The organism is Pseudomonas japonica (assembly GCF_013522925.1).
In the GTDB taxonomy this organism is placed as follows: Bacteria; Pseudomonadota; Gammaproteobacteria; order Pseudomonadales; family Pseudomonadaceae; genus Aquipseudomonas; species Aquipseudomonas japonica_A.
In genome coordinates this window covers 211,438-231,678 of record NZ_JAAMQU010000011.1, presented here as the reverse complement: position 1 = coordinate 231,678, position 20,241 = coordinate 211,438, and the positions used below count along the sequence as shown (strand labels likewise).

The 20,241-nt window shown below is 61.1% G+C and carries 19 protein-coding genes; 7 read left to right on the top strand and 12 right to left on the bottom strand.

The annotated features are described in order from the left end of the window. The first annotated feature begins 605 nt into the window (after positions 1 to 605). Complete coding sequence (locus G7016_RS18485) at positions 606 to 1,958, top strand: OprD family porin (protein WP_181117176.1); 1,353 nt, start codon at positions 606 to 608, stop codon at positions 1,956 to 1,958. A 194-nt stretch (positions 1,959 to 2,152) separates the two neighbouring features. Here the strand turns inward: G7016_RS18485 and pcaC are convergent, their stop codons facing one another. The 9 genes from pcaC to pcaR form a co-directional block, all read right to left on the bottom strand. Continuing rightward, positions 2,153 to 2,545, bottom strand: coding sequence for a 4-carboxymuconolactone decarboxylase (pcaC, locus tag G7016_RS18480; protein ID WP_181117175.1), 393 nt, complete (start codon positions 2,543 to 2,545; stop codon positions 2,153 to 2,155). A 14-nt stretch (positions 2,546 to 2,559) separates the two neighbouring features. Beyond that, a complete protein-coding gene (pcaD, locus tag G7016_RS18475; RefSeq protein WP_181117174.1) occupies positions 2,560 to 3,348 on the bottom strand; it encodes a 3-oxoadipate enol-lactonase in 789 nt (262 codons plus the stop codon). 12 nt (positions 3,349 to 3,360) lie between these two features. After that, positions 3,361 to 4,725: a 3-carboxy-cis,cis-muconate cycloisomerase gene (locus tag G7016_RS18470; RefSeq protein WP_181117173.1), complete on the bottom strand. Its 1,365-nt coding sequence runs from the start codon at positions 4,723 to 4,725 to the stop codon at positions 3,361 to 3,363. Positions 4,726 to 4,773: 48 nt separating this feature from the next. Further along, positions 4,774 to 6,063 (bottom strand): MFS family transporter, encoded by a 1,290-nt coding sequence (locus G7016_RS18465; RefSeq protein ID WP_181117172.1) that lies wholly within the window; start codon positions 6,061 to 6,063, stop codon positions 4,774 to 4,776. Positions 6,064 to 6,184: 121 nt separating this feature from the next. After that, positions 6,185 to 7,390: a 3-oxoadipyl-CoA thiolase gene (gene pcaF, locus G7016_RS18460; RefSeq protein ID WP_181117171.1), complete on the bottom strand. Its 1,206-nt coding sequence runs from the start codon at positions 7,388 to 7,390 to the stop codon at positions 6,185 to 6,187. Continuing rightward, the gene (locus G7016_RS18455; RefSeq protein WP_181117198.1) at positions 7,387 to 8,169 is read right to left on the bottom strand and encodes a CoA-transferase subunit beta; all 783 of its coding nucleotides are present in this window, start codon (positions 8,167 to 8,169) and stop codon (positions 7,387 to 7,389) included. Before G7016_RS18455 ends, pcaF begins: the two co-directional genes overlap by 4 nt. Further along, positions 8,166 to 9,023, bottom strand: a complete 858-nt coding sequence (locus G7016_RS18450; RefSeq protein WP_181117170.1) for a CoA transferase subunit A — start codon at positions 9,021 to 9,023, stop codon at positions 8,166 to 8,168. Before G7016_RS18450 ends, G7016_RS18455 begins: the two co-directional genes overlap by 4 nt. Positions 9,024 to 9,176: 153 nt before the next feature. After that, a complete protein-coding gene (locus G7016_RS18445; RefSeq protein WP_181117169.1) occupies positions 9,177 to 10,523 on the bottom strand; it encodes an MFS transporter in 1,347 nt (448 codons plus the stop codon). Between the two features lie 284 nt (positions 10,524 to 10,807). Further along, positions 10,808 to 11,650 carry a pca regulon transcriptional regulator PcaR gene (gene pcaR, locus G7016_RS18440; protein WP_181117168.1) on the bottom strand — a complete coding sequence of 281 codons (843 nt, stop codon included), beginning with the start codon at positions 11,648 to 11,650 and terminating at the stop codon, positions 10,808 to 10,810. Positions 11,651 to 12,121: 471 nt separating this feature from the next. On the opposite strand from pcaR, the gene G7016_RS18435 reads away from it, so the two are divergent. The 5 genes from G7016_RS18435 (at position 12,122) to G7016_RS18415 (ending at position 16,947) form a co-directional block, all read left to right on the top strand. Next, complete coding sequence (locus G7016_RS18435; protein WP_181117167.1) at positions 12,122 to 12,325, top strand: hypothetical protein; 204 nt, start codon at positions 12,122 to 12,124, stop codon at positions 12,323 to 12,325. A gap of 129 nt (positions 12,326 to 12,454) precedes the next feature. Further along, positions 12,455 to 13,927 carry an inorganic phosphate transporter gene (locus tag G7016_RS18430; protein ID WP_181117166.1) on the top strand — a complete coding sequence of 491 codons (1,473 nt, stop codon included), beginning with the start codon at positions 12,455 to 12,457 and terminating at the stop codon, positions 13,925 to 13,927. 161 nt (positions 13,928 to 14,088) lie between these two features. Then, on the top strand, positions 14,089 to 15,183 hold the full coding sequence (locus tag G7016_RS18425; protein WP_181117197.1) for a glycosyltransferase family 4 protein: 1,095 nt from the start codon (positions 14,089 to 14,091) through the stop codon (positions 15,181 to 15,183). Next, positions 15,176 to 15,955: a DUF2334 domain-containing protein gene (locus G7016_RS18420; RefSeq protein ID WP_181117165.1), complete on the top strand. Its 780-nt coding sequence runs from the start codon at positions 15,176 to 15,178 to the stop codon at positions 15,953 to 15,955. The genes G7016_RS18425 and G7016_RS18420 overlap by 8 nt, the downstream gene beginning before the upstream one ends. After that, positions 15,952 to 16,947, top strand: coding sequence for a lysylphosphatidylglycerol synthase transmembrane domain-containing protein (locus G7016_RS18415; protein ID WP_181117164.1), 996 nt, complete (start codon positions 15,952 to 15,954; stop codon positions 16,945 to 16,947). The genes G7016_RS18420 and G7016_RS18415 overlap by 4 nt, the downstream gene beginning before the upstream one ends. Here the strand turns inward: G7016_RS18415 and G7016_RS18410 are convergent. Together G7016_RS18410 and purU are read right to left on the bottom strand one after the other, a co-directional pair. Continuing rightward, positions 16,925 to 17,116 carry a hypothetical protein gene (locus G7016_RS18410; protein WP_181117163.1) on the bottom strand — a complete coding sequence of 64 codons (192 nt, stop codon included), beginning with the start codon at positions 17,114 to 17,116 and terminating at the stop codon, positions 16,925 to 16,927. The genes G7016_RS18415 and G7016_RS18410 overlap by 23 nt on opposite strands. 17 nt (positions 17,117 to 17,133) lie before the next feature. Then, positions 17,134 to 17,985, bottom strand: coding sequence for a formyltetrahydrofolate deformylase (gene purU, locus G7016_RS18405; RefSeq protein WP_181117162.1), 852 nt, complete (start codon positions 17,983 to 17,985; stop codon positions 17,134 to 17,136). Between the two features lie 260 nt (positions 17,986 to 18,245). Here purU and mvaT point away from each other — a divergent pair, with 260 nt between their 5' ends. Continuing rightward, positions 18,246 to 18,626, top strand: coding sequence for a histone-like nucleoid-structuring protein MvaT (mvaT, locus tag G7016_RS18400; protein ID WP_181117161.1), 381 nt, complete (start codon positions 18,246 to 18,248; stop codon positions 18,624 to 18,626). Between the two features lie 45 nt (positions 18,627 to 18,671). On the opposite strand, the gene sbcB is transcribed toward mvaT, so the two are convergent. Next, positions 18,672 to 20,102, bottom strand: coding sequence for an exodeoxyribonuclease I (gene sbcB / locus G7016_RS18395; RefSeq protein ID WP_181117160.1), 1,431 nt, complete (start codon positions 20,100 to 20,102; stop codon positions 18,672 to 18,674). Positions 20,103 to 20,241 lie beyond the last annotated feature (139 nt).

The window sequence follows — 20,241 nt, the reverse complement described above, 5'->3', positions numbered from 1 at the left end:
GCGCCGCTTTGCCCTCCCCTCTCGCCACCGCTCGCAAGGCCCTGACAACACTTTTGGCTGTCATAGGACTGTCATAGACTTGTCATGAAAGCTCGACACACTAGCGGCCATCGGCCAGCTCTACGACGAGTGATCGTAGCCGGCGCCAGTTAAACGAAACGCATGGCCCGATTTCAAAAAGCGATAAGCGCACGCGCCTTCTAGCGTCCTTGAGCGGTTCAGGGCTTGACGGCAGGATTTATTTAGACAAAAGTCATAGCGCGTTAACGAAAAATTTACTTACAATGAAATCGGACGTCTGAGGACTGATGTCCTAAAGTAACCGGGCAGTTAGTGTTCGGCTATCGCCCGAATTACCTGTCATGGAATTGACCCAAAGGATCGGGAATTTGCACCATCCGCTAGGCAAGGCCACCCGCGCACACGGGTAGCTCTGACCACACTAATAACAACAGGTTGGCCACTATGCATATCACCAGCGCCCATTCCAGCTGAACCACCCAACGCTTGATATCCGCGATGACTGTCGGAGTACCGTTCCACCGGTAACCCCGCGCCGTCTAGTGGCCCGCTATTGCCAATGATCAGCAGAGAACACAACAAGAATGAACGCCATCCCTTCGAGCTTTGCCCGCAAGAAAAGTTTCGGCCTCGCCCTCCTCGGCCTGGCTGTCTCGGCTGCCGCGCTGCCCGCGGCGGCTGCTGAATCGGGGTTTATTGAAGACACCAAGGCCACGCTCAACTTCCGCAACTACTACTTCGACCGTAACTTCGTTGACAACGGCGCCTCTATCGCACAACCCGGCGCAACCAACCGCGGCGCCGCGCAAGAGTGGACCCAAGCGTTCATCCTGGACGCCAAGTCTGGCTTCACCCAAGGCACGGTCGGCTTCGGCGTAGATGTGCTCGGTATGTTCGCGGTCAAGCTGGACGGCGGCCGTGGTACCTATGGCACCCAGTTGCTGCCCGTGCACGATGGCAACACCCCGGCAGACAACTTCGGGCGCCTGGGCGTGGCGGGCAAGGTCAAACTGTCCAAGACCGAGCTGAAAGTGGGCGAATGGATGCCGGTACTGCCGATCCTGCGCTCCGACGACGGCCGCTCGCTGCCACAAACCTTCCAGGGTGCCCAGATCACCTCGAAGGACATCGACAACACCACGCTGTACGCCGGTTCGTTCAATCGCAACAGCCAGCGTAACGACGCCAGCATGGAGCGTATGTCGCTCAACAACGCCGACAAGGTTGTGCATGGCAGCCCTACGGTAAGCGGCGACCGCTTCGACTTCGCGGGTGCCGAATACACCTTCAACGAAAAACGCACCCTGCTCGGCGCCTGGTATGGCCAGCTGGAAGATGTGTACGACCAGACGTACTTCCAGGTGCTGCATTCGCAACCCATTGCTGAAGGCCTTACCGCCGGTGCCAACCTCGGTTACTTCATCGGCTCGTCCAATGGCGACGGCCTGGCAGACAACCTGGCCGGCAGCGGCGTGAAGAACCAGCAAAACCGCACCATGTCCGGGCTGTTCTCGCTCAAGGCTGGTTTCAACACCTTCTACGTTGGCCTGCAGCGCGTTACCGGCAATGCCGGCTGGCAGCGTATCAGCGGCACCAGCGGCGGCACCCTGGCGAACGACAGCTACGGCTGGAGCTACGACATGGAAGGCGAGAAGTCCTGGCAAGTACGTCACGACTATGACTTCGCTGGCTGGGGCGTACCCGGCTTGACCGTGATGAACCGCTTTATCGAAGGTAGCAACGTTCACTCCGGCACCACCGTCACCAACGGTGAAGACCGTGGCCGTGAAACCGAACTGGCCTATGTGATCCAGAGTGGTACGTTCAAGTCGCTGAGCGTGCGGTGGCGTAACTCGACCTTGCGTCGTAACTACGGTGCTACCAACAGCTTCAACGAGAACCGCCTGATCTTCAACTACCCGCTGAGCCTGCTGTAATCGGTTCGAAGGTAGCGTAATAAAAAACGGGGCTCGCGATGAGCCCCGTTTTTTTATGTCTGCCAAATGCTGCCGGCTACCCGCTCATCCTGTAGCAGCGTGGCTTGCCCGCGACCGGGTCGTACATCGGTGATACCCCGGGCGCAACCAAGGTTTGCTGCTACAGGTCAGCCAGGCTGACCTGGCGAACGACATTACTCCCGCGATTCCACGCCCAGTTCGTCCCACACCGATTCGGCCAGGTGGAAGGTGGCGTTGGCGGCGGGGATACCGCAGTAGATCGCGCTCTGCATGATCACTTCCTTGATCTCGTCCCGCGTAACGCCGTTATTGGCGGCGGCGCGCAGGTGGAGCTTGAGCTCCTCGTTGCGGTTCATGCCGATCAGCATCGAAATGGTGATCAGGCTGCGGGTATGCCGTGGCAGGCCCGGGCGGGTCCAGATATCGCCCCAGGCGTGGCGGGTGATCATCTCCTGGAACTCACCGTTGAAGTCGGTGATGTTCTTCAGGCTGCGATCCACGTGTGCATCGCCCAGTACCGCACGGCGCACCTTCATGCCTTCGTCGTAACGCTGTTGTTCGTCCACGGTGGTTCCTCTGTTTATGCGCGCAGGAAGTCGAGCACGCGCTGGCTGAACGGCTCGCCCACTTCCACGTTGGACAGGTGAGCGGCGTGGAACACTTCGTGTTCGGCGCCCTTTACCTGTTGCTCAATGAATTCGCCACCGGTGGGCGGCGTAACGGCGTCCTGGCTACCGGAGATGATCAGCAGCGGCACCTGGATGCTCGCCACTTGCTCACGGAAATCGGCGTCGCGTACGGCACCACAGTTGGCGGCGTAGCCGTCCGGGGACGTGGCGGCCAGCATGTCGGTGATGCGCTTGGCCTGTGCCGGCTCGCGTTCGGCGAACTCAGGCGTGAACCAGCGAGCGATGGACGCATCGCGCAAGCCCACCATGGCCGCTTCACGGTCCCGCAGCACGGTTTCGATACGGGTGTTCCACACCTCGTCGTTGGCGATCTTCGCCGCCGTATTGCAGATCACCAGGCGGTTCAGCCGGTCACCTGCATTGATCCCCAGCCATTGCCCGATCAACCCGCCCATGGACAGGCCGCAAAACGAAACCTTGTCCAGGCTCAAGGCGTCGAGCAAAGCGAGCACGTCCTGGCCCAGCTGTTCGATGCTGTAAGGGCCTTCGGTTACCAATGATTGGCCATGGCCGCGCGTGTCGTAGCGCAGCACACGAAAATGCTCGGTAAAGGCCGGGATTTGCGTGTCCCACATGCCCAGGTCGGTGCCCAGCGAATTGGACAGCACCAACACGGGTGCGCCTTGCGGGCCATCGAGCTGATAATTGAGTTCGCCATCGGCGAGTTTGACGCGTGCCACGTAAACCTCCTTTCAAGCATTCAGACGATTGTGTTCAGCCACCGCGCGCTGAACCCAGCGCTGCGCCTGACCAAGGTAATGAGCGGGGTCCAGCAGTTGGTCGAGTTCGGCCGAAGAAAGCTCGGCAGTGACTTCAGAGGTATCGCCCAGTACGTCGCGCAGGTGCCGATGCTCGGCCACTGCCCGTTTGCAGCATTGCTCGATCAGATGGTGCGCGGTGTCCCGGCCCAGCCGCTGGGCCAGCACGATACTCACGGCCTCCGCCAGCACCAGCCCATGGGTAAGCTGCAGGTTGCGGCTCATGCGCTCGGCGTCCACTTCCATGCCATTGGCGAACCCGATGGCCTGCTCCAGCGCACCGGACACCAGGCAGCACAGCTCAGGGAGGGTGTCCCACTCCGCATGCCACAGGCCCAAGCTGCGCTCATGCTCCTGGGGCATTGCGCTCAGCAAGGTGGACACCAGCCCTGGCGCGCGGGTAGCCGTGGCGATCAACACTGCGGCGCCTACCGGGTTACGTTTGTGCGGCATGGTGGAAGAGCCGCCCTTGCCGGGCGCGGAAGGCTCGAACAGTTCGGCGGCCTCGGTTTGCATCAGCAGGCTGATATCCCGGCCCATCTTGCCCAAGGTACCGGCCAGCAGGCCAAGCACGCTGCCGAATTCCACCAGGCGATCGCGATGGGTGTGCCAAGGTTGCTCGGCAAGGTTCAGCTTCAAGGTATCGGCCAGCGCCTCGGCCACCGGCCAGGCCTGATCGCCCAGCGCGGCCAAGGTGCCGGAGGCGCCCCCGAACTGCACCACCAACAGGCGCGGCTTGAGTTCACGCAGCCGTTGGCGGTGGCGATCCAACGCGCCCAACCAGCCTGCAAGCTTCATCCCAAGGGTGACCGGCGTGGCATGCTGCAGCCAGGTTCGGCCCGGCATCGGCAGCGCTTCGTAGCGCTGGGCTTGCTCGGCCAGGCGGTCGGTCAGCTGTTGCAGTGCGCTTTCCAGCCAGGCCAGCGCATCGCGCATCTGTAACACAAGGCCGCTGTCCATCACGTCCTGGCTTGTTGCGCCCAAGTGCACATAGCGTTCGGCACGCGGGTCGATACTGGCCACCTGTTTACCCAGCATTTTCACCAGGGGGATTGCCGAGTTGCCGCCGCCGCCCACCGCTTGGGCCAGGGCGCCCGCATCGTAGAGGCTGGCTTTGCACGCCGCTTCGATCACGGCCGGCACGTCGCTGGGGATCAGCCCGGTACGCGCCTGGGCGCGGGCGAGCGCCGCCTCGAAGTCCAGCATGCCCTGGATACGCCCCTCGTCGGAGAAAATCCGGCGCATGTCCGCTGCGCTGAAATAGGCATCGAACAGGCTGTTGGTCGGTCTTTCGCTCATGGTGTCCTCACACAAGGGCGCGCCACACCTGCGGCGCGCCTGCCCAAATCAATGATCGTGGTGCAGATAGGCGGCCTGGCGCGGCAACCGGAAGCTGAACAGGAACGCGATCACCATCATTACCGTGACATACCAGTAGAAGGCGTTTTCGTTACCCGCGCTTTTCAGGCTGAGCGCGACGAACTCCGCAGAGCCGCCAAAGATGGCGTTGGCCACGGCATAGGAAAGCCCTACACCCAGCGCACGCACCTGCGGCGGGAACATCTCGGCCTTCACCAGGCCGCTGATGGAGGTGTAGAAACTTACAATCGCCAGGGCCAGGGTGATCAGCGCGAAGGCGATGATCGGGTTGGTGACGGTTTTGAGCGCCATCAGGATCGGCACCGTGCACAGGGTGCCGAGGGCACCGAACCAAAGCATCGAGTTGCGCCGGCCAATGCGGTCCGACAGCGCACCGAACAGCGGCTGCATGCACATGTAGACGAACAGCGCGCCGGTCATGATGAAGCTCGCGGTTTCAGGGCTCATCTTGGCGGTGTTCACCAGGTACTTCTGCATGTAGGTGGTGAAGGTGTAGAAGATCAGCGACCCGCCCGCGGTGTACCCGAGCACGGTGATGAAGGCCAGGCGATGGTGCTTCAACAGGCTTTTCAGGCTGCCCGCGTCCTTGTCATTACGCGTTTCGGCCGTGAGGGTTTCTTTCAGCGAACGACGCAGCAGCAAAGAGACGAATGCGGCCAGGGCACCGATCACGAACGGGATGCGCCAGCCCCAGGCCATCAGCTCGGCCTTGTCGAACATCTGCTGCAGGATCACCACCACCAGCACTGCCAGCAGTTGCCCACCAATCAGCGTCACATACTGGAAGGAGGCAAAGAACCCGCGCTGGCCGCGCAGGGCCACTTCGCTCATGTACGTTGCCGTGGTGCCGTATTCGCCACCTACCGACAGGCCCTGCAGCAGGCGCGCCACCAGCAGCAATACCGGCGCCGCCACGCCAATGCTCTGGTAAGTGGGCAGGAACGCGATCATCAGCGAGCCGGCGCACATCATCAGCACGGCGATCATCATCGAGGTTCGCCGGCCGTAGCGGTCGGCTACCCGGCCAAACAGCCAGCCACCGATGGGGCGCATGAGAAAGCCCGCCGCGAACACACCGGCGCTTTGCACCAGTTGCACGGTAGGGTCATCTGAAGGAAAAAAGGAGGGTGCAAAATACAACGCGAAAAACGCGTAGACGTAAAAGTCGAACCATTCGACCAGGTTGCCGGAAGACGCGCCGACAATAGCGAAAATCCGCTTGCGCCGTTCTTCGCCCGTGTAATGAGTTGTTGTCATCTGTTGTTCTCGTCAGGGGGTTACGGAAGCGCTACCGTACCACCGCAGACAATCGCCCGAAACGCTCCAGGCCTTGCGTGGAGGCCCGGAGTGTTTCGAGGGATTGAATGAAAGCGCCGGCTTAAACCCGCTCCAGCGCCAAAGCCACGCCCTGCCCTACGCCCACGCACATGGTGGCCAAGGCTTTTTTACCGCCGCTGCGCTCCAGTTGGTGAACCGCAGTAACTACCATCCGCGCGCCGCTCATGCCCAGCGGGTGGCCCAAGGCAATACCGCCGCCGTTGGGGTTGACCTGCGGGGCGTCATCGGCTACGCCCAGGTCGCGCAATACCGCCAGGCCCTGCGAGGCGAAGGCTTCGTTGAGTTCGATCACGTCGAAATCCGACATGGCCAGCCCAAGACGTTCGGTGAGCTTGCGTACCGCTGGCACCGGGCCGATGCCCATCACGCGTGGCGCGACGCCAGCGCTGGCCAGACCGAGAATCCGCGCGCGTGGCTTCAGGCCATGCTTCTTAACCGCTTCGGCAGAGGCGATGATCAGCGCCGCGGCACCGTCGTTCACACCGGAGGCATTGCCTGCGGTCACGGTTTTGTCCGGGCCGTTCACCGGCTTGAGCCGGGCCAGGGCTTCGAGCGTGGTGTCGGCACGCGGGTGTTCATCGGTGTCGACTACGGTTTCGCCTTTCTTGCCCGGGATACGCACCGGCACGATCTCTTCAGCGAAGAAGCCCGAGGCTTGCGCTGCCGCGGCACGCTGCTGGCTGCGCAGGGCGAAGGCATCCTGATCGGCGCGCGACACGTTGTAGTCGTCGGCCACGTTATCCGCGGTCTGGGGCATTGAATCCACGCCGTACTCGGCTTTCATCAGTGGGTTCACGAAGCGCCAGCCGATGGTGGTGTCTTCGATCTTCATGTTGCGCGAGTAGGCGTTTTCGGCCTTGCCCATCACGAAGGGCGCTCGAGACATGGATTCGACACCGCCAGCGATGGCCAGCTCGATCTCGCCGGCAGCAATCGCGCGGAACGCCGTGCCGATGGCATCCAGGCCCGACGCGCACAGGCGGTTCAGGGTGATGCCGGGCACGCTGGGTGGCAGGCCGGCCAGCAGCAGAGCCATGCGGGCAACGTTGCGGTTGTCTTCACCGGCCTGGTTGGCGCAGCCGAGGAACACTTCGTCTACCGCGCTCCAGTCCACCTGAGGGTTGCGCTCCATCAGCGCCTTGATCGGAATGGCGGCCAGGTCGTCGGCGCGAACCGAGGCCAGCGCGCCGCCGAAGCGGCCCACCGGTGTACGAATGGCATCACAGATAAAAACGTCGCGCATCACGCTTCTCCCGGGGCTTGGCCATGGGCCTTGGCAGTTCGGGCTTCCAGGTCACGCAAGGCAGTCAGTTCCACCTCGGTAGGCTCGCCCGTGGTAACCACGTCATCGGCGAAGCGGATCGGCCAGCCGGTGGCGGCGGTGATCTGTTCGCGGGTAACGCCCGGGTGGATGGAAGTCACCACGAACTCGTTGCTGACCGCTTCGGGTTCCATGATGCACAGGTCGGTAATGATGCCCACCGGGCCCGCGCCGGGCAGGCCGAGGCGCTTGCGCGAATCCCCGCCTTCGCCATGGCCAACCGAGGTGATGAAATCCAGTTTCTCCACGAAACTGCGATGGGACTGCTTGAGAATGATCAGCACGCTCTTGGCGGAACCGGCAATCTCTGGCGCGCCACCGGCACCCGGCAGGCGAACCTTGGGCGAATGGTAGTCACCGACCACAGTAGTGTTGATGTTGCCGAAACGGTCCACCTGCGCCGCGCCGAGGAAGCCGACGTCGATCCGCCCGCCCTGCAGCCAGTAGCGGAAGATTTCGCCCGTAGGCACTACGGTGTCCGCAGTTTCAGCCAGCTCGCCGTCACCGATGGACAGCGGCAGCACAGTAGGCTTGGCGCCGATCGGGCCGGATTCGTAGATCAGTACCACGTCCGGGGACGAGGTGAGGCGTGCGAGGTTGGCGGCCTTGGACGGCAGGCCGATCCCCACAAAGCACACCGAGCCGTTCTTCAGGCGCCGGGCAGCGGCCACGGTCATCATTTCAGAAGTGGAGTAGGTCATCAGGCGTTCTCCCCGGCTTGGCTGAGTTTGGCGCGGTATTCGTCGAAATCGCGGGTGCCGCGCACGTACTCGTCGATCCAGGCAGTAAAGGTGTCACGGCTGCGCGCGATCGGGTCCCAATCCTGGTAGAAGCGGTTGTCGCGTTCGGTATAACCATGGGCATAGGACGGGTGCGAGCCACCGGGCACCAGGCACACGGCGCTCAGCGCCCAGGTAGGCAGCACGCAAGCGTTCATCGGTGCCTGCAGGTCGTCGACGATTTCTTCCACCGTGACGATGCAGCGCTTGGCGGCCAGGGCGGCTTCTTTCTGCACACCCAGGATACCCCACAGCAATACGTTGCCTTTGCGGTCGGCCTTCTGCGCATGAATCACGGTCACGTCCGGGCGTACCGACGGCACCGCCGCCAGCACTTCGCCAGTGAACGGGCAGGTCACGGTCTTGATCAGCGGGTTGACCTTCGGCAGGTCGGAGCCGGCGTAAGCACGCAACACCGCGAACGGCAGGCCCGAAGCGCCAGCAACATAGGCGTTGGCCAGGTCGGCGTGGCTGTGCTCTTCGATTTCCATCGCGTGCGGCCACTGCTTTTCCACCGCGTCGCGCAGGCGATGCAGCGAACCGACGCCCGGGTTACCGCCCCAGGAGAAGATCAGCTTGCGCACGCAGCCAGCGCCGATCAGTTGGTCGTAGATAAGGTCGGGGGTCATTCGCACCAGGGTCAGGTCTTTCTTGCCCTGGCGGATGATCTCGTGGCCGGCAGCGGTCGGGATAAGGTGGGTAAAGCCTTCGAGGGCGACGGTATCGCCATCGTTCACGAACTGCTTCACGGCCTCGTGGAGCGAGAGAAGTTCAGCCATGTCGCGTGGACTCCTTCTGGGATGAGCCTGTATCAGGAAGGGCCGCGGAATGCGGCCCGTTGCAAATGCGTGGCCGGAGATTAAGTCTGGCCACGCTGCCAAACAATCCGATTATCGAGTATGCGTTCGATTATCGAACGCATACTCCAGAGGTCAGGTCGCGTCGGCGTGGCTGACCTTGCCTTTGATAAACACGGCAGCTGTGGCGAGCACGGCGGGCACCAGCAAGGCGGTGAGCACCTGAGCGAACGTCCAGCCAGCCCCCAGCAGCATCGCGCCGCTGGACGCCCCGACAATGGCACCAAAGCGGCCGATGCCCAGCATCCACGACACACCGGTGGCCCGGGATTGGGTAGGGTAGAAGCGCGCTGCCAGCGACGGCATAGCCGATTGAGCACCGTTCACACACATGCCAGCTACCAGTACAAGGGTAGCCAAGAGTGTGAAGTTGCCCAGGCTCTGGCCCACGAAGTATGCGAATACACCAGCCAGCAGATAGAAGGTGGCAATCACCTTGTGCGGGTTGAAGCGGTCCATGGCCCAACCTACGGCAACCGCGCTGAGCACACCGCCGAACTGGAACAGCCCGCCAATGAACGCGGCTTGCTCCATGCTGGCACCGCTGTCTTTGATCAGCGTCGGCAGCCAGCTGGTCAGCAGGTACACGATCACCAGGCCCATGAAATAGGTGAGCCACAGCAGCAAGGTGCCGGCCTTGTAGGTGCTGGAGAAGATCACCGCAAACACGTTGCGGGCTTTCACCGTGGTGAGCTCCGGCACGCTGAAGCTGCCAGCCTGCGCTACGGTTGCCGGGTTGATCGGGGCCAGCACCTTGCGCACTTGATCGTTGCCGCGGTTGCGCACAATCAGGAAGCGCGCCGATTCAGGCAGCCAGATCATCAGCACCACCAGCAGGATCATTGGCAGGATGCCGCCGAGCAACAACAGGCTGTGCCAGCCGTAGGCCGGAATCAGCTTGGCGGAGATGAAGCCGCCGCCCGCCATGCCCAGGTTGAAGCCACAGAACATGCTGGTCACCAACAGCGACTTCAAGCGCTCCGGGGTGTACTCGGAGAGCAGCGTTGTGGCGTTCGGCATGCCGGCGCCCAGGCCGATGCCGGTGAGCAAGCGCAGCAGCATTAACTGGTCGAGGTTGGTGCTGTACGCCGAAGCCAGGCTGAACACGCCGAATACCGCAACGGCAGCGACCAGCACCACCTTGCGACCGAAGCGGTCGGCCAGTGGGCCCGAGCCCAGCGCACCGATGACCATCCCTGCCAGCGCGGCACTCATCACCGGGCCCAGGCTACCTTTGGCCAGGCCCCAGTCCTGCGACAGCGCCGGAGCGATAAAGCCCATGGCAGCGGTGTCCAGGCCATCGAGGAAAACAATCAGGAAACACAGAATAACGACTCGCCATTGAAAGCGCGAAAGCGGCTGGCTATTGATGAACGACTGTACGTCGAGGCAATTGCCGATTGTATCTTGAGGACGGTTCATTGTTTTTATCCACCGTAAGCACGCACTGAAGCACCGCACGCGCTCATTCGAACGTGTGGCTGCCCTACAGTTGCGTAATAGTGTTGTTCAGGCCCGAAGTCGGCCGTGTTGACAGAAGCGCGGAGGTTGCTGAAGGAGAGTGACGTTCATGGCAAAGCCTCTCGCTTTATTATGGCCAGCCAGGGGTCCCCGGCCAGTCAAGCGACATTAGAAGTGACTCGGGAAACCGTCAATTCGATAAACGCATATTGGTGCGTTTATCGAACGGATCTCAGCGGCGCGGCTCAGCTGAACAGCTGGCTACTTAGGTCGCGGCTGGCAGCGAGCATGATCGGCAAAAAGCGCTGCTCCAGCTCGCCCCGGTTTACCCGGCCAGCGTGGGTGCTCACATTAAGGGCGGCCAGTACTTGCCCGGAGGCGTCGTACACCGGCACGGCAATCGAACGAAGGCCCTGCTCCAGTTCCTGGTCGACAATGCACCAGCCTTGCTGGCGCACCTGCTGCAGGCATCGCGCGAGTTCGTCCCGGTCGGTAAGGGTCTTGCTCGTCTTGGGCTGCAGTTCCACATGCTCCAGGTATTCCCGCAGCGTGGCGTCATCCAGGGCGGACAGCAGGATCCGCCCCATCGACGTGCAATAGGCCGGTAGCCGTCCACCCACCGACAGGTCCACTGAAATCAGCCGCTGCGTAGTGGCGCTGCGGGCGATGTACAAGATGTCGTCGCCTTCGAGGGTCGCCATGTTGCAGGCTTCGTGCAGCTGTTCGCTCATGCGGTCCAGATAAGGCTGTGCCGACACCGCCAAGGGTGTGGACGACAGGTAAGCGTGGCCGAGCGTGAGCACCTTGGGCAGCAGCGAATAGGTACGGCCGTCGGTAGTGGCGTACCCCAGCTTTATCAACGTATGCAGGCAGCGACGCACGGCAGCACGGGGGATTTCGGTTCGGTGGCTGATCTGCGCGATGGTCAAGTGGCGCTTGCGCTCCTGGAAGGCTTGCACCACCGCCAGCCCTCGCGCCAGAGACGTCATGAAGTCGGGGTCGCCAGCGAACGCCTGGATGCGCTTGGCCGGCGAGGCAATGATAGGCGGGGCCAGTGAACTGAAGGCGTTGCGCAGTTGATCGTTCATAGAAGGTCCTCTGAACCGCGAAGGTCATACCAGCGTAGGGCGATTATCGAACGAACGGCCGATAATCGCAATTGACCCCGTATCCTCGCCACTATACCTTTGCAGGGCCCTATTCGACTTCCCGGAGAGACTGGTCAGGTACCCACCAGGGGAGTCAGGCGCAGCCTCGCTCAAGCGGGGCTTTTTTATTCTCTGCGATCAACTACCCTCCTTGTTGAACTGTTTTTAAACTTTCTTGTACATGTACGGATCCAAGAGTAAGACCGATGTGTTAGCCGGGCTCACGGAAACTACAGCTACATGTATATTTAGAAACCAACGGAAAGTTGACTACGCTTGACCCATGGCGCTACCGTTGCGCAGCCATCGTTGCACGGTGTTTCACGCCCACGCAACCGGGCTGCCGACTATCCATTCGGCGGCGCTTACAATCCGGATACTCCATCCCGGTACACATAAAAAGGTAATCATGTGACTAAAGATGAACTGCGCGCGGAACTTGAGCGCCAGGAGAAACGTTTCAAGGATGTTTACGGTGGTGAAGTTACCACCTATGCCGCTCAGCCCGAACCTGAGCGAAAGCCCTGGCGCAAACGTGCCAGCCTGCTGGACCAGGCGTTCCAGCAAGAGATTGAAAAGATCGAAAAGGAACTGAAAAGCCCCGAAGCGAGCTGAGTACCTTCCAGCCGCCGTGCGTGGCACCTGCAGCAAGCCTGGTGCGCAAGCCGATCAGCAGGCGGGGCATCGACTTTCGGGATTTTCTGTCATAATCCCGCCCCCTTAACGGCTGGTCACAAAATCTTCATGATCGATCTATTCAGCGGACTGGACGCCTGGGTCCTTATAAGCCTGTTCGTGGCTTTGGCCTTCGTCCTCGCCTTTGAGTTCATCAATGGCTTTCATGACACCGCAAACGCGGTGGCGACCGTCATCTACACCAAGGCAATGCCGCCGCATCTGGCCGTCCTGCTTTCCGGCTTCTTCAATTTCCTGGGTGTGTTGCTCGGTGGCGTGGGCGTGGCCTATGCCATCGTTCACCTGCTCCCGGTCGAGCTGTTGATCAACGTCAATACCGGCCACGGCCTGGTGATGGTGTTCTCGCTGCTGGCCGCCGCCATCGCCTGGAACCTGGGTACCTGGTATTTCGGCATTCCGGCGTCCAGTTCTCACACGCTGATCGGGTCGATTCTCGGGGTGGGCCTGGCCAACGCCCTGATCAACGACATCCCGCTGGGCGAAGGTGTGAACTGGCAGAAAGCGATCGACATCGGCGCCTCGCTGGTCGTGTCGCCCATGGTCGGTTTCGGCGTTGCCGCGCTTATGCTGATTGCGCTCAAGCGCTGGCGCCCACTGTCCAAGATGCATAAAACGCCCGAACAGCGCCGTCGCCTGGATGACAAAAAGCATCCTCCTTTCTGGAACCGCCTGGTATTGGTGCTTTCTGCCTTGGGCGTGAGCTTCGTCCACGGCTCCAACGACGGCCAGAAAGGCATCGGCCTGATCATGCTGGTACTGATCGGCATCGTTCCCAGCCAGTTCGTGCTAAACCTCACCAGCAGCACCTACGAGATCGAACGCACTCGCGACGCCACCCTGCACCTGGCGCAGTTCTACCAGCGCAACAGTGCCAGCCTCGGCGAGTACCTGGCCCTGGGCAAGTCGAGCGAAGGGGACCTGCCGGAACAGTTCGAATGCAACCCGCAGCAGACCGAACCTACCATCAATGCGCTGCAGGAAAACCTGCGAGGGGTCTCCGACTACCACACCCTGCCTGCCGACAAGCGTATCGAAACCCGCCGCTTCCTGCTTTGCCTGGACGACACCGCGCGCAAGGTAAGCAAGCTGCCCGGCCTGGATGCGCGCGAGAAAGCCGACCTGGAAAAACTGCGCAAGGACCTCACCAGCACCACCGAGTACGCACCCTTCTGGGTGATCTTCGCCGTGGCGCTGGCGCTTGGCGTGGGCACCATGGTGGGCTGGAAGCGCGTGGTGCTGACCATTGGCGAGAAGATCGGCAAGCAGGGCATGACCTACGCACAGGGCATGTCCGCGCAAATCACCGCCGCCTTCGCCATCGGCCTGGCCAACGTGTTCAGCCTGCCGGTCTCCACTACGCACGTGTTGTCGTCGGGGGTTGCGGGCACCATGGTCGCCAACCGTAGCGGCCTGCAGGGCAGCACCGTCAAGAATATCCTGCTGGCCTGGGTGCTCACCCTGCCTGTATCCATGGCTCTGGCCGCTGGCCTGTTCTGGCTGGCTTCCAAGCTCATCGCCTGATGCGTCAAGGCCGCTCCTGCCGGGGCGGCCTCCCTCCCCTTCCCTCCCATGTCACGCCAGCACTAAACGAAGCGCCGGGATCGAACATCTAATGTTCACGAAGGTCCATGCTAGGACCACGGCCCGAAGGAAAGCTGATCGTGCACATTGCTGACATCACCATGTTCTATGCCCCAGCGAGTGGAGGGGTGAGAACTTACCTTGATGCCAAACACCGTCACCTGACCGGGAAAGCCGGCATCCGTCACAGCCTGTTGATTCCCGGCCCCAGCCTGAGTGAGGAGAACGGTGTATACCGGGTGCCGGCGCCTGCCCTTCCTTTTGGCAACGGCTACCGGTTTCCACTGCGTCAGGCCCCGTGGCGAAATGTGCTCAAAGACCTGCAGCCCGACGTTATTGAAGTCGGCGATCCTTATCTCACGGCGTGGGCAGCGCTCGATGCCCGCCGCCAGCTGGATGTTCCGGTGATAGGTTTTTATCACTCCGACTTGCCCCTGCTGGTAAGCAACCGTATGGGCAACTGGTTCACCCCGAATGTGGAAGCCTACGTCAGCAAGTTGTATGGCAACTTTGACCGGGTGCTGGCGCCCAGCAAGGTGATGGCCGATAAACTTCGCCGCCTGGGCATTCGCGACGTTCATGTACAGCGTTTGGGTGTAGACCTTGAGACATTCAATCCCGCGCGCCGGGACCCTGATTTACGCAAGCAGCTGGGTATTGCCGAAGACACCCGTTTGCTGATCTTTGCCGGGCGCGGTTCGAAAGAAAAGAACATTCCTGTATTGCTTGAATGCATGAAGTATCTGGGCGCCGGTTACCACTTGCTGTTAGTGGGCTCGAATATGCCAGCGAATGTTCCCGAGAACGTGTCGGTCATCAACCACTTCTGCCCCATCCCCGAAGTGGCTCGCCTGATGGCCAGCGCCGACGCCCTGCTGCATGCCGGTAACCAGGAAACCTTCGGGTTAGTGATCATCGAAGCCATGGCCAGCGGCATTCCCGTGGTGGCGGTGGATGCCGGTGCGTTCAGGGAATTGATCACCGACGAAGGCGGGCTGCGATGCCCGCCCAACGATCCAGGCGCCATGGGCGAATGCGTGCGGCAATTGTTCAATGGCGACCCGGCCGCCTGGGGGAAGCGCGCCCGTGCCTACACCGAGCGAGAGTTTGCCTGGGATGCCGTGGTCAGTGGCCTGCTGGGCCATTACCGCGCGGTGCAGACCAGCTACGGCATGCCGGTGGTGGCCCATGGGTGATATTGCGAACGCCGGCGAACGCAGTGTTTTGCTGGTATTGCACGATGTCGCACCGCAAACCTGGCCGGACTACCAACCCTTCGTGGACGCTGTGGATGCCCTCGGTGGCGTGACCATGACCCACCTGGTGGTACCCGACTTCCATCATCGCAACCGCCTCGACCAACACCCTGAATTCTGCCGCGTGCTGGAGCATCGCTTGAGCAAAGGGGATGAACTGGCGTTGCATGGCTATTTCCATGCCGACGATGCGCCGGCGCCACGAACGCCAAGGCAGTGGTTCATGCGGCGCGTATACACCTGGGAGGGCGAGTTTTACACGTTGGCCGAGCAGCAGGCACTCGAACGCATCGGCAAGGGCATCGAGGTGTTCCAACGTCAGCAGTGGCCACTGGAAGGTTTCGTGGCACCGGCCTGGCTGATGAGCGAAGGCACCCGCAAGGCCCTTCGGCAGCTCCCGCTCTCTTATACCAGCGACCCACAGCACTTCTACCGGCTGCCCAGCTTCGAAAAAATCCCGGCGCCGGGCCTGGTGTGGAGCGCTGGCAGTGCCTGGCGGCGCAGCCTCTCCCGCGTAGTGAGCGATTGGCAGCTCAAGCAATGGCATGCTGCGTCGTCAATACGGCTGGGCCTTCACCCGGTGGACATGCGTTATCCCGACTCACGCGAGTATTGGCTGAACACGCTGCGCCGACTGCTCGAAGAGGGCCGCATTGCACAGACCAAACGCGGTTGGCTGGCGCAGCAGGGCTGCCTGGCCCAGGCCGCATGAAACGCCTGGGCTGGCTGGCGCTGGCGCTGGCAGTTGCAATTGCGCTGCCGTGGGCGCTTGGCGGCGGCGAGTTGCTTGGCCGCTTGCGTGGTTTCCCGCTGCCATTGCTGTTGGGGTTATTCGCGATGATCGGGCTGTGCTGGACCCTTAACGCCATACGCCTTCGCGTATTGCTCCAGGCACAAGGCAAACGGCTGAGCCTGCCTCGCACCATTGGCATGGTGATGGCCACTGAATTCGCCATTTGCGCGACTCCCGGTGGCAGCGGCGGCCCCCTTACGCTGGTGGCGCTGCTCGACCGCCAGGGTGTACCGCCAGCGCGCAGTGGGGCGGTGTTCGCCATGGATCAGCTGAGCGACTTGCTGTTTTTCTGCCTGGCCATCGCTGGCGTGCTGCTGTACGCGCTGTTCCATCAACTCAACAGCCGCATGGAATGGTTGCTTGGCAGCAGTGCGATATTGATGACGCTGGCGCTTCTCGCGTGCTGGGGGGTGGCCCGGCATCAGCGATATTTCGTGTCGCTCACGGCTTTCATCCTCAAACGCCTGCATATGTCCAGGCCGCGCCGTTGGCGCTGGGCCAGGCGCTGGCTGCATTTCGTGCATGCGTTCAAGGATACGTTGGGAATGCCCAAGGGCTCGCTGGCCCTGGCTTTTCTGCTGACATGCTCACATTGGGCGCTGCGGTTCAGCGTGCTGTGGCTCGCGCTGCGCGGGTTAGGCTCCGACCTGGACTGGGCATGGGCATTTCTTGTACAGATTCTTTCGCTGAGCGCGGGGCAATTCAGTCTCCTGCCAGGTGGCGCTGGCGCAGCCGAACTCACCAGCGCGGCCCTGCTCGCCCCCATGGTCGGGAAGCCTACGGCGGCTGCGGCCATTCTGATCTGGCGCGTAGTGACGTACTACTTCTACTTGCTGGCTGGCGCCCCCATTTTCGTATTGATGGTGGGCAAGCCGCTGCTACGGCGGCTTATGGCGTTTCGCCAGGCGTAGCAGCGACAGGGAGCTCGTCGCCGACCACCACTTGCCATAACGCTTGAGCACCGGGAAATTCCGTGCCGTGCGCAGGTGTAAGGGCGTTTGGATCGTAGCGGGCAGTACATCCCTCGCCAAGCGTGGGCGGTGCGGTGGAGGTGGCACGGTCCAACGGGTTGTTGCTCATGCTCACCTCCAGGCAGGTCAGTCGAACACGACCGTCTTGTTGCCGTGCACCAGCACACGGTCTTCAAGATGGTAGCGCAGGCCCCGGGCGAGCACCATTTTCTCTACGTCCCGGCCCAGGCGGACCATGTCCTCGGTGCTGTGGCTGTGGCTGATGCGAACGACGTCCTGTTCGATGATAGGCCCGGCGTCCAGTTCTTCGGTCACATAATGGCAGGTGGCGCCTATCAGCTTCACGCCGCGCGCGGCAGCCTGATGGTAAGGCTTCGCGCCCACGAACGAAGGCAGGAAGCTGTGGTGAATGTTGATGACGCGCTGCGCATAGGCACTGCACAGTTGCGGTGGCAGGATTTGCATATAGCGGGCAAGCACCACCACGTCGGCGGCATGCTCGCTTACCAGGCGCGAAACTTCGGCAAATGCCGGCTGTTTATCGGCTGGATTGACCGGAACATGGTAATAAGGAATGCCGTGCCATTCGACCATGCTGCGCAGGTCATCATGGTTTGAGATCACGCAGGCGATATCGCAATCGAGTTCCTGGCTGTGCCACCGATGCAACAGGTCGGCAAGGCAATGGGATTCGCGGCTGGCCATCAGCGCCACGCGCTTCTTGCAAGCCGAGTCGGTGATCTGCCACACCATGGAAAACGCTTCGGCGATAGGCGCAAAGGCGGTGCGGAACTCTTCCAGGCCAAAAGGAAGGCTATCGGCGCGGATTTCATGGCGCATGAAGAACCAGCCACTCTGCTCATCGGAGTGGTGGCTCGCTTCGGTAATCCAGCCATTGTGCGAAGCCAGGAAATGGCTGACCTTGGCAACAATGCCAACGCCGTCGGGGCAGGCGATCACCAGCCGGAAAGTGCGCATCGGTAAAGCTCCAGAACATCGAGAAAAGAGCCGCATTCTAGCGACTACCGCGAGAATCTGCAGTATCCACAACGTCGCAACCGGGTTTTCCCGATACGGCATTGGCACACGCCATGCTCCGCTCATCACGAAAACATGCGGAAATAGAAATATCGAAGGAGTGTTATCCACTAATTGAAAACACCGAAGGTTAATCTTTACTCCAATTACTTCAGTGTTTATTATCGTCGCGGATCGTCAACCCATTCATAGGTAGTGTCATGTCGCTTATCAACGAATACCGCACCACGGAAGAAACCATCAAGGAACTGCAGGCCCGCCTGCAAAGCCTGTCCCAAGACAAGAACCTGCAAACCGAGCTGGAATTCGAAGGCAAATTGCGCGACCTGATGGGCGAATACCAGAAGTCCCTTCGCGACATTATCGCCCTGCTGGACCCTGAAGCTCGCAACTCCAAGCCAGGCCGTAGCGCACCTGTTAAAGCCACCGGTACCAAGCGTGCCCGCAAGGTGAAGCAGTACAAAAACCCGCACAACGGCGAGATCGTCGAAACCAAAGGCGGCAACCACAAAACTCTGAAAGAGTGGAAAGCCAAGTGGGGCGGTGACGAAGTCGAAAGCTGGGCAACTCTGCTGGGTTAATCCCTGTCGAGCGCCTCACCAAACGCCAGCACTGCTGGCGTTTTTTTATAGCTGTAGTTTCAACCGCAACCCGTTCACGTAGTGTTGCCACTGCCCAAGCAATACGCGCTGGCTATCCGATGCGTTCGCCAAGGCTTGCGCCATGGCCTGGTCAAAGCTGCCAAGGGTATGCGGTGCGCCGAATGCTGGATCACTCAGCCGGCCACGGCAGAATGTTTCCCACAGGGCACGTTCCCCGGCATCGAGGGTGTGCGGGAAATTACGCGCACGATAACGGAACAGCAACTCGGGCAACCGCGGGTCATCGAACATCCAGGTTTCACGGGCAAGCGCTTCAGGCCGGCTGTCTCGAACTTTCTGACAGAGCCGCCGGTCCCGCTCACCGATAAAGCCGGCGTACAGCTGCTGTTCCGGGTCATCATTGGGGGCGAAATCATCGCTGGCATAAATATGTTCGAGTTTGCTTGACCATAAATGCTGGGCCTCGCGCAAGCCCTTAACGCGAGTTTCATAAATGCCAAAGTCGATCTGCAACCGCTCATGATCTTTTTTGGCGATCACGCCTAACGGCGCAATCGCCGGGCACCGGTTAACATGGATCAACTTCAACGGTACCGGTAATTCGCCGTCAAGCAGTTGATCCCGACGGGTATACAGCCGGCGGGCCAATATGTGTGCCTCTTCTTCCCACAATACACAAGGCTCGTGGCTGAGGTCGCAAACGATGAGTGCATTGCGATTACGCGGATGCCAGGCCAATGGCAGCACAATACCCAGATAATTGCGTGCGGCCCCGAAGCGACCGGAAATATGCACCATTGGGCGCATCAGTTGAACCTGCTCGATAACCTTGTGTTTACTGCGCAGCGCAAAGAACCATTCATAGAGTTTGGGCTGACGTTCACGAATCAGCCGGGCCAGGCCAATGGTCGCCCTTACGTCCGACAGCGCGTCGTGCGCCTGGCCATGGTCGATACCATTGGCAGCCGTGAGCAATTCCAGCCTGAGCGACACCTGGCCGTCGGCATGTGGCCACTCGATGCCTTCAGGGCGCAACGCATAGGCCGCGCGCACCAGGTCGATCAGGTCCCAGCGGCTGTTCCCTCCTTGCCATTCCCGGGCATAGGGATCGTAAAAGTTGCGGTAAAGGCTATAGCGCGTGACTTCGTCGTCAAAGCGCAGCGTGTTGTAGCCCGCCCCACACGTGCCGGGCTGGCTCAATTCGGCATGCACCCTGGCCATGAATTCGGCCTCTGGCAGGCCGCGTTCGCGCAAGCGTGATGGATCAATTCCCGTGACCAGGCAAGCCGCCGGATGCGGAAGAATGTCTTCAGCCAGGCGGCAATAAAGGTTGATCGGTGTGTCGATCTCGTTCAATTGCAGGTCGGTACGAATACCCGCCACCTGTACTGGCCGGTCTCGGCTGGGGACGATACCGGTGGTTTCGTAGTCATACCAGAACAGGCTTGTGGTCACAGCAGCTTCCTGAAGCGAGAAGGCTTACAGTTTAAGGGCCCGGTGGGGTAGTGGCCAGTTTCAAGCCGTTACGTGCCAATACTCACAGGCCGGTTGCCTGAACGCACGGCCATGGCTAGCATCGGATGCCTATCCCTTG